Source organism: Pseudalkalibacillus hwajinpoensis (assembly GCF_039851965.1).
GTDB lineage: Bacteria > Bacillota > Bacilli > Bacillales > Guptibacillaceae > Guptibacillus > Guptibacillus hwajinpoensis_E.
Genome location: NZ_CP156674.1, coordinates 1,323,871 through 1,337,791, shown reverse-complemented (window position 1 = coordinate 1,337,791; position 13,921 = coordinate 1,323,871). Strand labels below are relative to the sequence as shown.

At 42.1% G+C, this 13,921-nt stretch carries 16 protein-coding genes and 1 pseudogene; 15 read left to right on the top strand and 2 right to left on the bottom strand.

Annotated features, from left to right (window positions below; genetic code table 11):
- Window positions 1–57 precede the first annotated feature (57 nt).
- On the bottom strand, window positions 58–528 hold the full coding sequence (locus ABFG93_RS06775; RefSeq protein WP_347551727.1) for a nucleoside deaminase: 471 nt from the start codon (window positions 526–528) through the stop codon (window positions 58–60).
- Between the two features lie 78 nt (window positions 529–606).
- Here ABFG93_RS06775 and rpsN point away from each other — a divergent pair, with 78 nt between their 5' ends.
- The 4 genes and pseudogenes from rpsN to ltrA all read left to right on the top strand — a co-directional run bounded on the left by rpsN (window position 607) and on the right by ltrA (window position 3,003).
- On the top strand, window positions 607–825 hold the full coding sequence (gene rpsN / locus ABFG93_RS06770) for a 30S ribosomal protein S14 (protein ID WP_347552777.1): 219 nt from the start codon (window positions 607–609) through the stop codon (window positions 823–825).
- A 19-nt stretch (window positions 826–844) separates the two neighbouring features.
- Window positions 845–1,183, top strand: coding sequence for a hypothetical protein (locus tag ABFG93_RS06765; protein WP_347551725.1), 339 nt, complete (start codon window positions 845–847; stop codon window positions 1,181–1,183).
- Window positions 1,184–1,610: 427 nt separating this feature from the next.
- Entirely contained in the window at window positions 1,611–1,802 is a 192-nt protein-coding gene (locus tag ABFG93_RS06760) for a hypothetical protein (protein ID WP_347548066.1), read from the top strand.
- A pseudogene (ltrA, locus tag ABFG93_RS06755) lies at window positions 1,769–3,003 on the top strand (group II intron reverse transcriptase/maturase). The gene ABFG93_RS06760 and the pseudogene ltrA overlap by 34 nt, the downstream one beginning before the upstream one ends.
- Before the next feature lie 80 nt (window positions 3,004–3,083).
- Here the strand turns inward: ltrA and ABFG93_RS06750 are convergent.
- Window positions 3,084–4,433 (bottom strand): dipeptidase, encoded by a 1,350-nt coding sequence (locus tag ABFG93_RS06750; protein ID WP_347551723.1) that lies wholly within the window; start codon window positions 4,431–4,433, stop codon window positions 3,084–3,086.
- A 401-nt stretch (window positions 4,434–4,834) separates the two neighbouring features.
- Here ABFG93_RS06750 and ABFG93_RS06745 point away from each other — a divergent pair, with 401 nt between their 5' ends.
- The 11 genes from ABFG93_RS06745 to ABFG93_RS06695 all read left to right on the top strand — a co-directional run bounded on the left by ABFG93_RS06745 (window position 4,835) and on the right by ABFG93_RS06695 (window position 13,916).
- Complete coding sequence (locus tag ABFG93_RS06745; RefSeq protein WP_347551721.1) at window positions 4,835–6,145, top strand: glycoside hydrolase family 68 protein; 1,311 nt, start codon at window positions 4,835–4,837, stop codon at window positions 6,143–6,145.
- A 34-nt stretch (window positions 6,146–6,179) separates the two neighbouring features.
- Complete coding sequence (locus ABFG93_RS06740; RefSeq protein WP_347551719.1) at window positions 6,180–7,505, top strand: glycoside hydrolase family 68 protein; 1,326 nt, start codon at window positions 6,180–6,182, stop codon at window positions 7,503–7,505.
- Window positions 7,506–7,802: 297 nt separating this feature from the next.
- The gene (locus tag ABFG93_RS06735; RefSeq protein WP_347551718.1) at window positions 7,803–9,788 is read left to right on the top strand and encodes a hypothetical protein; all 1,986 of its coding nucleotides are present in this window, start codon (window positions 7,803–7,805) and stop codon (window positions 9,786–9,788) included.
- Window positions 9,789–9,949: 161 nt separating this feature from the next.
- Window positions 9,950–10,300 (top strand): CBS domain-containing protein, encoded by a 351-nt coding sequence (locus tag ABFG93_RS06730; RefSeq protein ID WP_347551716.1) that lies wholly within the window; start codon window positions 9,950–9,952, stop codon window positions 10,298–10,300.
- A gap of 80 nt (window positions 10,301–10,380) precedes the next feature.
- Entirely contained in the window at window positions 10,381–10,503 is a 123-nt protein-coding gene (locus ABFG93_RS06725; protein WP_347551714.1) for a hypothetical protein, read from the top strand.
- A 59-nt stretch (window positions 10,504–10,562) separates the two neighbouring features.
- Entirely contained in the window at window positions 10,563–10,793 is a 231-nt protein-coding gene (locus tag ABFG93_RS06720) for a hypothetical protein (RefSeq protein ID WP_347551712.1), read from the top strand.
- On the top strand, window positions 10,786–11,976 hold the full coding sequence (locus ABFG93_RS06715) for a sigma-54 interaction domain-containing protein (protein ID WP_347551710.1): 1,191 nt from the start codon (window positions 10,786–10,788) through the stop codon (window positions 11,974–11,976). The genes ABFG93_RS06720 and ABFG93_RS06715 overlap by 8 nt, the downstream gene beginning before the upstream one ends.
- Window positions 11,977–12,142: 166 nt before the next feature.
- A complete protein-coding gene (locus ABFG93_RS06710; RefSeq protein WP_347551708.1) occupies window positions 12,143–12,562 on the top strand; it encodes a MaoC/PaaZ C-terminal domain-containing protein in 420 nt (139 codons plus the stop codon).
- A gap of 34 nt (window positions 12,563–12,596) precedes the next feature.
- The gene (locus tag ABFG93_RS06705; protein WP_347551706.1) at window positions 12,597–13,118 is read left to right on the top strand and encodes an AMP-binding protein; all 522 of its coding nucleotides are present in this window, start codon (window positions 12,597–12,599) and stop codon (window positions 13,116–13,118) included.
- Window positions 13,039–13,653: an AMP-binding protein gene (locus ABFG93_RS06700; RefSeq protein ID WP_347551704.1), complete on the top strand. Its 615-nt coding sequence runs from the start codon at window positions 13,039–13,041 to the stop codon at window positions 13,651–13,653. The genes ABFG93_RS06705 and ABFG93_RS06700 overlap by 80 nt, the downstream gene beginning before the upstream one ends.
- The gene (locus tag ABFG93_RS06695) at window positions 13,653–13,916 is read left to right on the top strand and encodes an AMP-binding enzyme (RefSeq protein ID WP_347551703.1); all 264 of its coding nucleotides are present in this window, start codon (window positions 13,653–13,655) and stop codon (window positions 13,914–13,916) included. The genes ABFG93_RS06700 and ABFG93_RS06695 overlap by 1 nt, the downstream gene beginning before the upstream one ends.
- Window positions 13,917–13,921: the final 5 nt, after the last annotated feature.

Here is a 13,921-nt window from a genome sequence, read left to right as displayed (position 1 = left end):
ATAGAGATCCATATGCCTTTGAATCCGTATAGATAGAATTACCCCTTTATCTTCTTTTTAGTAGTTTACTCTTTCCTCATGTTCCAGCCAGCTATCGAACGGTACATTCTTTTCTTTCATTTCTAGATGGTGAAAAGGAATCGTTCTTTCTTCAGGTTTCTTCTCGATTTCGTTATAAATCACAGCATCATCAAACCCGGCATTCGCAGCTTCATGTCTCGATGCAGCGTAATAAACCTTATCAGGACGTGACCAGTAAATGGCACCAAGACACATTGGACACGGTTCACAACTCGTATAAATCACGCAGCCGTCAAGCTGATGTGTTCCAAGTGTTCGGCAAGCATTTCTGATCGCAACGACTTCAGCATGAGCGGTAGGATCATGGTTTGTTGTTACTTGATTGATCCCCTCACCGACTATGGAGCCATCTTTTACAACAATGGCGCCAAATGGTCCACCGTCATGGTTTGAAACGCTGTTTGTAGCTAGCTCGATCGCCTTCTTCAACCAATTTTTCTCTGTCATCAGTTTCATCCTCCTCCTGTCATACTATAATTAGACATATCATTCGAGAATCCCTATCCTGTGAATCAAAAACTCGTTATGAAATATGCGAATTTCCGAAACGAGTTGAAGGAAAAAGGTGATTTTGAAGTGTTGCGTAAGCTTTCGCGTGATTCTTCACCAACTCACCTGAACAATCGCTGTGAAGTAACCGGGTGGCCGAATGGATATCTTAGCAAATTTAGAATGTCTAGAATTGCATTTCGGGAATATGCTCATAAAGGACAGATTCCAGGGGTGAAGAAGTCAAGCTGGTAAAAGGGTAGGAGAATGCGGGATGGAATGCAATGAACATTTAATGAGGATGCTCGTTCGTGATATTGTGTCACATCTTCCGGATAAGGAACGGAAGCTCTATCAATTTATTGATGAATTAGAAATAAGACTAATTGAATCAGCTGCAACGCCTGATCAATATCTTAACTTATTACGTAGGTATTCTCCATTTCATGAAGCAGCGAATCAATTTGATATCTCACCGTATAAAGCGAGAACACTAATGCATCGGATTGAATGGCATATTGCCCTGAAGCTTGAAGCAAAACTCCAGCAGGTGAAGTGGGTGGAACAGCCTGCAAAAGGAAACAGAGTAAAAGAAGGCTTTTTATATTTTTAAACAGAAAGAGGAGGCTAAGTAGAGCCTCCTCTTTCTGTTGTGTGCCCGGCATGTGCATACGCTATAGGGTTCAAGTCCCGAACGGCAAAGGTCATTGTAGCCGTTAGCCAAAGGCAAGGGTGTCCCAGGCGACTCGGAATCTGAAGGAAGCCAGAGGCAAATCTCCGACCCGAGGAACACGAATCTCATACAAGGCTGTCATTTTTGGATGAGATGGCAACACACATCGAAGTCCAAATGACCAAAGGAAATGGCAGTAAATGAGGCGGGTAAATGGAGAGGAAGTTTGTGCACTTACCCGGGGAGGTCTGACGGTCACGCCATACACCTATGGTAACTGTCTTCAAGAGAAGTCACTGAACCATCAGAAGTCAGCCGAGGTCATAGTACCGTTCCAAACTCGAGATGGTACGGGAAGGACCGAATCATGAATAGAGAACAGGTTCTACCGAAGTACGCATCGTTCGATGACACAGAACATTTCAGCTCAACATATGAGGTAGGAGTGAAGTCTCTGAGGGCATATGGAGCGTGGAGAATTGGTGCCACACAAGGAAAGAAACCGGTCACGTGGAGGAAGAAAGCATGTTGGAAAAGATACTTCATCGGAACAATTTAAACGAAGCCTATCGACGAGTGGTCCGAAACAAAGGGAGTCACGGCGTTGATCACATTCCCACGTCTGAACTGAAATCCCAGATCTCGGAGTCCTGGAATGAGATTGAAGCACAACTTCTGGATGGAACCTATCAACCGTCACCCGTCCGTCGTGTCGAAATCCCGAAACCGAACGGAGGCAAACGAAAGCTAGGCATTCCAACCGCCATGGATCGCTTCATCCAACAAGCTATCAACCTTTATCTTCAACGGATCTACGATCCGTCGTTTTCCAACTCAAGCTACGGGTTCCGACCAGGAAAACGAGCACACGATGCGTCCGAAAAGCCCAAGAATATGTCAATGACGGATACCGGTGGGTGGTGGATATCGATCTGGAGAAATTCTTTGATCGCGTTCACCACGACCGACTAATGCGCACATTGAGTTGTCGGGTTAAGGACGGTCGCATCCTTCGAATCATTCGGAGATACCTACAAGCTGGGGTTATGGAGAACGGCCTAACACAGACGAACCAAGCAGGGACACCGCAAGGAAGTCCTATAAGTCCACTTCTATCAAATATCGTGTTAAATGAACTGGATAAGGAATTGGAGTCAAGAGGTATTCGTTTCGTTCGATACGCCGACGATTGTCAGATTTACGTAGGCTCAAGAAGAGCAGCCGAACGAATCCTTCGAAATATCAGCCAGTTTATCAAGAAGAAATTAAAACTAAAAGTTAATAAGGAAAAGAGTGCGATTGACCGCCCGTGGAAACGAACGTTCCTTGGGTTTAGTTTCACGCTCCACCGAGACTCGAAAATCAGGGTCGCGAAACAATCAATCCAACGAGCAAAACAGGAACTTCGACGCTTAACATCACGAAAGTGGAGTTTAGCGATGTCCGATCGAATCAAGAAATTAAACAAATTCATTGTAGGGTGGCGAAACTATTTCCAGCTCGCTGAAACGACATCAACTTTTAGAGAATTAATGGCATGGTTGAGAAGGAGATTACGAATGATCCGGTGGAAGGAATGGAAAACACCTAAAACAAGAAGGAAACAACTCCTTTCATTAGGTGTTACAAAAGCGAAAGCTTTTGAATGGAGCAACACAAGAAAAGGCTACTGGCGAATTGCCGGTAGCCCGATCCTCCACCGTACCTTCAATGACAAGTATTGGCGTCAGTTAGGATTAAAATCGTTAGAAGCACGTTAGATTTTCATGAAACCGCCGTATACGGATCCGTACGTACGGTGGTGTGAGAGGTCGGGGGTTAGTCACCCCCTCCTACTCGATTAAAGAGATGTAAAGTATTCACACACAGTCTCGATCCCTTTTGTGAAATTCTCGAGATGGAAATGTTCATTTGGTGCATGTAAATTCTCAGATGGGAGGCCGAAGCCCATCAGCACTACAGGTGCTTCTAGTACACGCGCGAAAACTTCAACAATTGGGATGGAACCGCCTTCCTTCGGAAATAGCGCTCGAACGCCATAAACCATTTCATACGCGTCTGCTGCTTTCTGAATCATTGGATTCTGTGAGTCTAGAGAGACAGGTTTTGCCTGAATGAATTGGTTAACGGTAAGCGTTGTTCCCATTGGCAGATGGTCTTGGAAATGTTTTTCGATTCGTTCATAGATGTTCTGAGGATCCTGCTCACCAACAAGGCGGCAGCTAATTTTTCCACTAGCTTCAGATGGGATAACAGTTTTAATGCCATCTCCTTGATAGCCACCTGAAATTCCGTTGATTTCAAGTGTCGGACGGATGCCAGTCTGTTCCTTGAAAGTAAATCCTTCTTCTCCAAATAAAGCTGTTAAACCAAGCTCTTTCTTCATCGCCACTTCATCTGAAGGAATCTGCGCAATTTCTTCTCTTAATTGATCTGTTACTTCAGGTACTCCATCATAAAAACCCTCAACGGCAATAGATCCGTCTTTATTGTGCAAACTATCAAGGAGACTGAGCAGAGAATGGACGGCATTTGGCACTCCGCCACCGTAGACCCCTGAGTGCAAATCGGTATTCGCTGTCTTCACGGTTACTTCCATGGCCAGTGCACCTCGGAGAGAGGTGCAAATGGCTGGCAACCCTTCTTTTATAAAAGACGTATCTGAGATAACGACTGCATCTGCTGCCAGTTTTTCGGTATGATTTTCGATAAAAGGTCCAAGGTGAGGACTCGCAATTTCTTCTTCGCCTTCAATGCAGAACTTCACATTTACTGGGAGCTTACCGTTTTCTTTCATTAATAGTTCCATTGCTTTAATATGAATAAACAATTGTCCTTTATCATCCGTTGCGCCACGTGCAAATAGTTTGTTATCGCGAATAACCGGGTCGAATGGAGGTGTTTCCCAGAGATTTATGGGGTCAGCAGGCTGGACATCATAGTGTCCATAAATAAGGACAGTCGGCTTTCCATCTGCATGAAGCCAGTCCGCATAAACAATTGGGTGTCCGTCAGTTTCAATAATCTCGACATGTTCCATTCCGGTTTTTTCCAATGAGTTCGCTACCCATTTAGCCCCTTTTTGAACATCCTCTTTATGGTCTGCAATAGCTGAAATGCTAGGAATCTTTAAGAATTCCTGAAGCTCTTCTAGAAATGAATCCTTATGTAGTTGAATGGTATCTTTCATTGTTATTCCCTCCTTTTGTAATGTTCTCTTTATTATAATCGAGTATGATTGCTTTGCACATTAAGTGGCAAAGGTATTAGAGGAGCAATCTCAGACCTTCACTTACAACAATACTATTTTTCCCATTGCAACTTTAACAATTTGATTAAATACCTGTAATAAAGGGTGGGTCTTAGATCCTATATGTGGAATCGATTACTGATTCTTTAGGGCTAATTATTCTGACAATGTTAACCCTTTCATTTTAGTTTGAAAATTGATTTCCTTATTGATCAGGCAGCGCCTATCTATCAAAAGGCCTGCAAGAAAAGTGCCTTTTTGGATGTGTTGACGATTTCACATAATTTCCATACAGTGATGGTGAATCAAACATTTCAACCAAATTATGAGGAGTGTGACGAATGGGGAACATGAAAAAGTCTTCTGTTTTTAAGGGGATTGCATTATCCACAATTATGCTTGTAGGTGGATTTTCTGGAATGCCACTATCAGCACAAGCAGCTGAAAGCGAAGCTGAAACAGCAATCTGGTCTCGTCAAGATGCTCAGAATTTTGACCTAACAAAGGACAACACGGCACCTAATATCGACAATGTAGATGAAGTTGCACCGGACTATTGGGTTTGGGATACATGGCCACTACGTAACCGTGATGGATCAATCGCGACTGTAAACGGTTATAAAGTTGTTTTTGCACTTACAGCATCAAAAGAATATACGTGGAGCGGTCGTCACGACGAAGCTCAAATTCGCTACTTCTATTCCAAGAACGGTAAGGACTGGACAATGGGTGGCGTTGCTTATGATCCAGAGGAAGCACTTGGTTCTCGCCAGTGGGCAGGTTCTGCAATGATGGAAGAAGACGGTAAGGTTCATCTTTTCTATACAGCATCAGGTCGTAAAGGTGAAGAACAGACAACGTTTGAACAACGTCTAGCGAAAACAACATTTGATATCGAAGCAGATAAAAAATCAAAATCAGTTGAACTCAGTAATTTTGGTGAGCATGAAATCTTAGCTGAAGCAGATGGCGAGTATTATGAAACTCAAGAACAGAAAACAGGCGATATCATTTATTCATTCCGTGACCCATGGTTTTTTCAAGACCCTAAAACAGGAAAAGAATACTTAATCTTTGAAGGAAACACTGCTGGAGATGAGAAAACACTTAATCCAGAAAACATCGGTGACGCTGAATTCCGTGCAAGTCACGAAGTTCCAGCTGGCGCTGAAGACTATAACGGTAACGTTGGTATTGCAGAAGCTGAAAATGGAGATTTAACAGAGTTTGAATTGTTACCTCCACTTTTAGAAGCAAATGGTGTTAACCAGCAGCTAGAACGTCCACATATTCTTGTAAAAGGTGGCGACTATTACCTGTTTACAATTACGCATAAGTTTACATTCGCACCTGGATTAACTGGTCCTGATGGTCTTTATGGCTTTACGAATGATTCCCTTCGTGGTGACTACGAGCCATTAAACGGTAATGGTCTTGTTGTAGCAAACCCTGAAGATGATCCTTTCATGACATATTCACATGCAGTTATGCCAAACGGTACAGTTATCAGTTTCGTGAATGAATATCGCGACGAGAATGGTGAGCTACAGTATGGCGGTACATTTGCACCAACGATTAAGTTATCCATTCATGGTGACGAAACGAAAGTGAACGGGGCACTTAAGCCAGGCCAAATTATTCCATCACATTAAAACTGGGAAACCAGAATAAAGGAGACTTACACACATGAATAAGTTTTCAAAAACAGTAGCGACTTCCGTTCTCGGATTCGCTATCCTGTTCTCAAGCTTTGCTCCTGCTACTGGATTTGCAGCAGACGTTGAACCATCTAATTGGACAAGAGAAGACGTATCAAAAATTGTTCAGAACAAAGACAACACAGCACCTGAAATAAACACAGAGGATCTTGAGCAAATAGCCCCGGATTACCACATCTGGGATACATGGCCTCTTCGAAACAAAGATGGTTCAATCGCAACACTAAACGGATACAAAGTGATTTTCTCACTTACTGCACCTAGTGATGTATTGCCAGGGAAGCGTCACGATATTGCTGAAATTCGTTATTTCGTTTCGAAGAACGGTAAAGACTGGAAACTTGGCGGAACTGTTTTCAATGAAGAGCAGCTAGGTTCACGTCAGTGGGCAGGTTCTGCCATGATTGAAGACGGCGAAATCAATTTCTTCTATACAGCAACTGGTCGTAAAGGTGAGGAACAGCTTACTTATGAGCAGCGTCTTGTAAAGGCCTCAGCTGATGTTGATGCATCAAGTAAGGGCATTGAGTTCAATAACTGGTCTGATCACGAAGTCATTCTTGAACCAGATGGCGAGTACTACCAGACTATGGAACAAAGTAAGCAGGGAGACATTGCTTATGCATTCCGTGACCCATGGTTCTTTGAAGATCCTAAATCGGGTGAAGAATATATCCTATTCGAAGGAAACTCTGGCGGCACGCCTGCAGAGCGTTCTGTTGAACAGGAGCATATCGGATCAGAAGATTTCGCTACAGTAGATGATGTACCGGAAGAGTCGAAACTATTTAATGGTAACATCGGTATTGCGAAAGCAGAGAACGATGAGTACACTGAGTTTGAAATCATGCCTCCACTTATGGAAGCAAATAGCTTGAACCAGGAACTTGAGCGGCCACATATCGTAACGAAAGGGAATAAATACTACCTTTTCACTGATACGCACAAAAACAAATTTGCTCCAGGAACTGATGGCCCAGATGGTCTTTACGGTTTCGTATCGGACTCGTTAACTTCTAACTATGAACCACTTAATGATAGCGGTCTTGTTGTTGCGAACCCTGAGAACGAGCCATATCAAACTTACTCATGGATGGTTATGCCTAACGGTACAGTCATCAGCTTTGCAAACTTCTATGACTTGAATGGCGTAACAATTGATGAACTTGGCCAGCAGTCAGAGCAGTTCCAGTTCAATCACTTCGGTGGCACGCTAGCTCCTTCTCTTAAACTATCGATTCATAAAGATGAAACGAAGATTTTAAAAGAAATGGATGCAGGTGTATTTAAATAATCTTGTGTTGTAACTGTCGAAGGAGGATCTTCGGCAGTTACTTTTATATACGTGACGGAAGAAGAAAATAACATGTTGATCATGGAATAGGCTGGTGACAGCCTTAAATTACGCGGATTTGTAATGATATCCGCTAAAAAATATTTTTATCCGGGAAAATTACGTTATATCAGCAATATTCACCGTTTATCCGCGATTTCCTCCATTGTTGGATTTTATTAGGTAATTGGAAGCGGTTTTCTTTCTCTGAATTGGGGTACAAATAGCTATCTTGAAAATATTGGGGGATGCATGGAAATGGAAACATCATTTTCAAATTCAGAACAGCAAAAGTTTGCGAGTACTCTTCAGTCATTTAAGGAAAATCGTCAGAATCCCATTGTGTTAGAAGAACTGTTATCAGACGCTGCCGTTCTCATTGATCAAAATAAACTCGAGCTATTATTTGACCTTGCCGGTGAGTATGATCAGTCCGGGATTTTTGAAGGTGGACCTTGGGAAAACCCGCGTAAACTTCAACCGCCACTTGTAGGTGGTTCATTTAAAATAGACGGAAACTACTCCATTTTAGAAGTGTTGAGTGAGCTTCGTGTACTTGCGATTGCGAAGGGAACATACAACCATCCGAATCTTTCCGCTGACGAAGCGAGAGACTTTTTAAATAAAATAATGGCGCTTAATCTTCATTTGATTTTTCCTCCTGAAACCGAGGAAGCACGAATTAATCAGGGGCAAGTTCAAAAGAGAGGCCTTCTACTTTTTCAATTCCTTTCAAACCAATTATCATTAGGGGCCCTATCATCCACTTTTATAAATGAAATTGATCGCCTGACTGCTCAACGTCCAATAATGGTCGGTCGGATTAAAGAAATGATTGGATATGCAGAAAACCTCCTTTCTTCAGAAGATCTTGGAGCTGAAGGACGTGTCAGCATCCAGCGCTACCATGATAGCGTGAATGCACCGACAAAGCTGAGTAAATCTTATCCTGACTTTATAACGTATAAGAGTCAATTTAATGCTTTATCAGATATGGAGAAAGAACTAGAAGCAGAGAAGTTTGCAGATGTAATGCGCGAAACAGGTCTCGTTGCGCCAATTCAAGCAAAGCTAGTGCGTCTTTTAGCTGAAGAAGACGCAACAAATTTACTAGTCCTGACGCTTGGTTTAACCGAGAAAGGTGAAGCGAACTTAAATGAGCACTTTACGCTTGTCAAGCAGTTGATCTCACTTGCGATTCACCCATCAACTGCGCAGTCACTCTATGGTCTTGCAAGAATGCTAGAGCGCGGTGTCTTATCATCACCACCGGTTATTCCAGGATTAGAGCGTATGATTGAAATTGATATGCTACCTGAAGTGGAAAAGGATTTACTGGCATCACGGAATGATCCGGACGATATAACGCCAGTTGGTATCCTGCTTTCAGGTATCTTAAGCGTACTCGGACAGCCGCTTGGGATCGGGCAGGGCATGAATCCAACTTGCCAATCTGCGCGTGGCATTAGTCTCTGGTCACAGCACGATCCTGGTTTTCTACTTGAGCTCGTGGCTCGAGCGTGTCGTGATGGCGAGGTGGACATTTCATTTGAAGGGGCAGAAATTAACTCTTCACTCATTGCTGGAGGACTTGCTCCTGATCTTCATAAAGAGCTTGATGCCGTATCACTTATTCTCGTGCCGCATCTTGATCGCGTTTACGATGAAATGATGAAGCGAAGTTCGTTGCGCGGTGAGGATGGTCATAAGTTTGTAAATCCAGAGTTCTATGGTCAGTGGATTTCAAAGGAATTCTCATCTGTCTTAAATCCTGTAACAGGTGCTGTAGCTGATTACGATCATTTTGCACGATTGTTTTATGCGACGCACCACCCGGATTTTAATGAAGGGCATCAGCTGATCTATCCAAACCCTGTCGGTATTTTTGTGACAACAGCCAATGCTGACCTGCTAGGACTTCATGCAATCTCAATTCAAAGGATAACGTCTGATCCTTCTGGTGAAACAAGAGTTTACTTCTACAATCCGAATAATGATAGCGGCCAGGACTGGGGACAGGGAATTAAATCAACCGTCCGGAATCATGGCGAGGAGGAAGGCGAGGCATCCCTTCCGTTTGATCAATTTCTTGCACGTGTTTATGCATATCACTATAACCCAAATGAAATGGGCGACCTATCAATTATCCCAAATGAGCTCATTGATCGAGTATCAACATTAGCGAAGGAAAGCTGGGGGCAGAAGTACCAGTGGACTGACTTAGCAAACCCGTTTTTAATTTAATGGTAAAAAGTACACTTCGTTTGTGAAGTGTACTTTTTTTTAGGAAGAGAATATTGTTGAACTGCAGGGGAATGTCTCGGTTTCTCGAATTTAATTCATAGAGGTTCATAAAAATCCTAATGAACGATTTTAGAAGGTTTAGAAAATGAAAGGGGATACATATGATTCTCCGAGATATAATGACCCCTATTTCTGAAACACTAAGAATAGGGGATACACTAGAAAGAGCTGTCATACTTATGAAACAGTTCAAATTTAATGTCGTCCCTGTCGTCACCAATCAAGGTGAACTTTATGGTGTTTTTACAAGAACATCTCTATCAGACATGATTATTTCTGGAGGAAGATCAATCGATTCGATTGAGCCATACGTTGTCAGGGATGCTGTTACACTTGATGCACATATTCCTTATCAAGAAGTGGAGAGCCTTGTTAAACAAAGCTCTGTCGGTACAGGAATTGTGGTTGATAAAGATTTAACTCGATTGGTGTGTTTACAAAAACAGATATGATTAGTGCGCTGTTTCAGCAAACGAAATCGTTATCACATATGCTTGAACAGATTCTTGACTCCTCTCATCTAGGGGCAATAATGACTGATGACAACTTTACGGTCGTTTATAGTAATGAAAAAGCACAGCAATTTTTAAATAGAACAGCTCTAAATGGCCAGAGTAGTCTAGATTTCTTTCCAGAAATGGAAGACCGAATGTAAAGGAAATTCGGATTGAAGAGAACTATTTTATTGTCCGGGCTTCAAGGTATCATAGGGAGTTGAATCAAACTGGTTATATCATTTTAATGCAGGATGTTTCCGAAGTAGAAGAAATGGCCTCTGAGTTGAAAATAGTCCAGGGATTAAAGGGGTTATTAGATACAGCGATGGAGTATGCATATGATGGTATAGTCATGGTGAATAAAGAAGGTTGTATTCAAATGGTCAGCCCACCGTTATGTGAGCTTTTTTCAATTGACAAAAATGGTAATGAGAAAGCATGTGAATGAGATTTTCCCTCAGTTAAACATCCTATCCGTATTTCAGTCGCTAAACGCAGAGGTTAGTGACTTTTTAGAAGTAAAGGGCATTAAATATATTGTAAATCGTATACCAATCGTTAAGGACAATGAAATGATAGGGGCAATTGGTAAGGTTACATACAGACAGCTTGAAGATGTCAAGAAAGTTTTTAAGAAATTAGAGTTGATGGAGAATCAAGTCGAATATTACAAAGACCAATTAAAGCAGAAAGACATGAGTCGATTCCAATGGGAGCAGATTATCACACAGGATGAAGAAATGGAAAAACTAGTTCGGACTGCAACTAAAGCAGCGAAGGGATTATCAACAATCTTAATCCGCGGAGAGAGCGGAACCGGAAAAGAACTTTTTGCACATTCGATTCATTCTTCAAGCGGGCGTCAATTGAAACCCTTCGTCACGGTGAACTGTGCTGCGATCCCGGAACAGCTACTTGAATCGGAGTTCTTTGGTTATGAAGATGGGGCATTTACAGGTGCAGCTCATAAAGGCAAGATTGGGAAGTTTGATTTAGCTAATGGTGGGACACTTTTTCTTGATGAAATTGGAGATATGTCGCTTTCCCTTCAAGCGAAAATGCTTCGCGTCCTTCAGGAAAAAGAGTTCTATCGTGTTGGTGGAACTAGTCGTGTTAACGTTGATGTTCGAATTGTGGCCGCAACGAACCAGCCACTTGAAGAACTTGTGAATGAAGGGAAGTTTAGAGAAGATTTGTATTATCGATTAAATGTCATCTCCCTTCATATTCCTCCTCTAAGGGAGCGAGAAGCTGATATTGAACGATTAATCGAGCACTTTATGGAATCGTTTAACTCGATTATTGGGACCAGTATTACCGGTGTGAAGCAAGATGCATTGGCATATATGAAATCCTATCACTGGCCAGGTAATGTTAGGGAATTAAGCAATGTGATGGAGCGAGCGATGACGTTTGCTGAGAATGGAAATATACAAAAGGAAGATCTTCCTGACTATATGCTTCGAACAATGGAGAAAGTTCGCCATGCTTCAAAACAAACTAGAATGGATTTTGAATGGGATGCGATTGAAAATGCATTAAAGAAGTGTAATGGTAACAAATCAAAGGCAGCAGAGCTACTCGGAATCAGTCGTTCTTCTCTCTATGAAAAATTGAAAAAGTATTCATGATTGCCTATAAAGTGTCCAGAATCTGGACGCTTTTTTCTATTTGTCCGGAATCTGGACACTGCTTAATTTAATGGACATAAGTAGGTAACTGCTGTGTAAGGGGTTTGTGGGGCATGAAAATTGGCACAGTTCTTGCATTTTACAGAAGCGAGTAGAAAGGGGGAAGATGATGTATTTCTCTACATTTCATGAAGGGCAGTCATTTACGACTGATTCAATAACGGTTAGCAAAGAAGACATTTACGACTTTGCTACGGGCTATGATCCACAATATTTTCATGTGAATGAACAGGAAGCGATTAAAGGACCATATCAGGGAATCATCGCGTCAGGATTTCATACTATTTCAGTTGTGTGGGCGAAGTTTATCGGAATGGATGTGCTTGGAACAGATTGTTTAGGCGGCGTTGGAGCAGAGAGCATTATTTGGAAAGAACCAGTCAGGCCTGAAGATGTTTTGACCGGTCACTTTACTGTAGAGAGCAAACAGGCTCTTTCAAACGGTAGGGGGCTGTTAACCATTATGATCTCTATACTGAATGGCGCAGAACACGAAGTTTGTAATGCTACGGTTAAAGTTATGTGAAAAATCATAAAGGAGAATAGGGGGGAGTTAGTACATGAATATTGGAAGCACAATGGCGATGAATGCGAGGAGACATCCGGATAAAGAAGCGATTGTTTATGGTAATAAGAGATACACGTACCGTGAGTTCAATGAAAAAGTAAATCGTCTGGCTAACGGATTAAAGAACCTGAATGTTCAAAAAGGCGATAAAGTTGCCTTGGTGATGAAGAACTCCGATGATTATGCTGTTTGTTTTTATGCTTCAGCAAAGATCGGAGCTGTGCTCGTTCCAATTAATTTCAGACTGGTCAGCAAGGAAGTGAGGTACATTCTTGAGCAGTCGGACACAAAGTTTGTTTTCTGTGACGATGAATTAGCTGAAAACGTGGAGAAAAGTCGTAGTGGCAATACTCTAATTCAAGAAGTCATTTGCACATCAAGTTCGTTCTTTACATATTGCACCTCTTTTTCACTCTACTCAGTTGAATCTATTTATGATTACAGGATTCTTCCTTGGTGCGACTCATATCATCCACCGGGATTTTCATCCAATATCCACATTGGAAACGATTGATAAGGAAAAAATCACCTTTTTCTTTGGTGTTCCTGCTATGTACACGCATCTACTTCAAGTACCGAACAAGGAGAATTTTAATCTTTCTTCGATTACGAGATGTGCCTATGGAGCAGCCCCGATGGCTCCAGAGATCGTGAAGCAAAGTATAGAATTGTTTAGTACGGACCAATTTTACAATTTATGTGGATTAACAGAAGGAGGACCTGGCGGCATCATTTTAATGCCAGAAGACCATGGAACGAAGCTTGGGAGTGGTGGAAAAGCCTTCTTCTTCACAGAAGCACGTGTCGTTGATGAGAGTATGGAAGATGTTCAAGTAGGACGAGTAGGTGAACTGGTCCTTCGCGGCGAAACCATAATGAAAGAGTACTATAAGAAACCAGAAGAAACAAAAAAAGTGTTTGAAGGAGGATGGCTTCATACCGGCGATTTAGCACAGGTTGATGAAGAAGGCTTTATCACGATTGTTGATCGAAAGAAAGATATGATGATCTCTGGTGGTGAAAATGTCTATTCTATGTCGAAGAAGTGATGTATGAACATCCACAGTTGCTTGAAGCTGCCACGATCGGGATTCCAGATAAAGTCTGGGGAGGGATGGTAGCAGGTGTTATCGTGCCAAAACCTGGCGAAACGATTAATGAAGAAGAGTTCCAACGCTTCTGCCGCAAATCTCTCGCAGGATACAAGATTCCTAGAAAACTCTTTTTCGTCGATCAGTTGCCACGAAACGCGTCTGGGAAAATTCTCAAATATCAGTTGCGTGAAACGTTTAAAGAGCAACCGCAAAAATAGAAGGA

Coding starts and splice junctions, on each gene's coding strand:
- ABFG93_RS06775 (WP_347551727.1), bottom strand. CDS start 528: ATGACAGAGAAAAATTGGTTGAAGAAGGCGATCGAGCTAGCTACAAAC.
- rpsN (WP_347552777.1), top strand. CDS start 607: ATGAAATATGCGAATTTCCGAAACGAGTTGAAGGAAAAAGGTGATTTT.
- ABFG93_RS06765 (WP_347551725.1), top strand. CDS start 845: ATGGAATGCAATGAACATTTAATGAGGATGCTCGTTCGTGATATTGTG.
- ABFG93_RS06760 (WP_347548066.1), top strand. CDS start 1,611: ATGAATAGAGAACAGGTTCTACCGAAGTACGCATCGTTCGATGACACA.
- ABFG93_RS06750 (WP_347551723.1), bottom strand. CDS start 4,433: ATGAAAGATACCATTCAACTACATAAGGATTCATTTCTAGAAGAGCTT.
- ABFG93_RS06745 (WP_347551721.1), top strand. CDS start 4,835: ATGGGGAACATGAAAAAGTCTTCTGTTTTTAAGGGGATTGCATTATCC.
- ABFG93_RS06740 (WP_347551719.1), top strand. CDS start 6,180: ATGAATAAGTTTTCAAAAACAGTAGCGACTTCCGTTCTCGGATTCGCT.
- ABFG93_RS06735 (WP_347551718.1), top strand. CDS start 7,803: ATGGAAACATCATTTTCAAATTCAGAACAGCAAAAGTTTGCGAGTACT.
- ABFG93_RS06730 (WP_347551716.1), top strand. CDS start 9,950: ATGATTCTCCGAGATATAATGACCCCTATTTCTGAAACACTAAGAATA.
- ABFG93_RS06725 (WP_347551714.1), top strand. CDS start 10,381: ATGACTGATGACAACTTTACGGTCGTTTATAGTAATGAAAAAGCACAG.
- ABFG93_RS06710 (WP_347551708.1), top strand. CDS start 12,143: ATGATGTATTTCTCTACATTTCATGAAGGGCAGTCATTTACGACTGAT.
- ABFG93_RS06705 (WP_347551706.1), top strand. CDS start 12,597: ATGAATATTGGAAGCACAATGGCGATGAATGCGAGGAGACATCCGGAT.
- ABFG93_RS06700 (WP_347551704.1), top strand. CDS start 13,039: ATGATTACAGGATTCTTCCTTGGTGCGACTCATATCATCCACCGGGAT.
- ABFG93_RS06695 (WP_347551703.1), top strand. CDS start 13,653: ATGTATGAACATCCACAGTTGCTTGAAGCTGCCACGATCGGGATTCCA.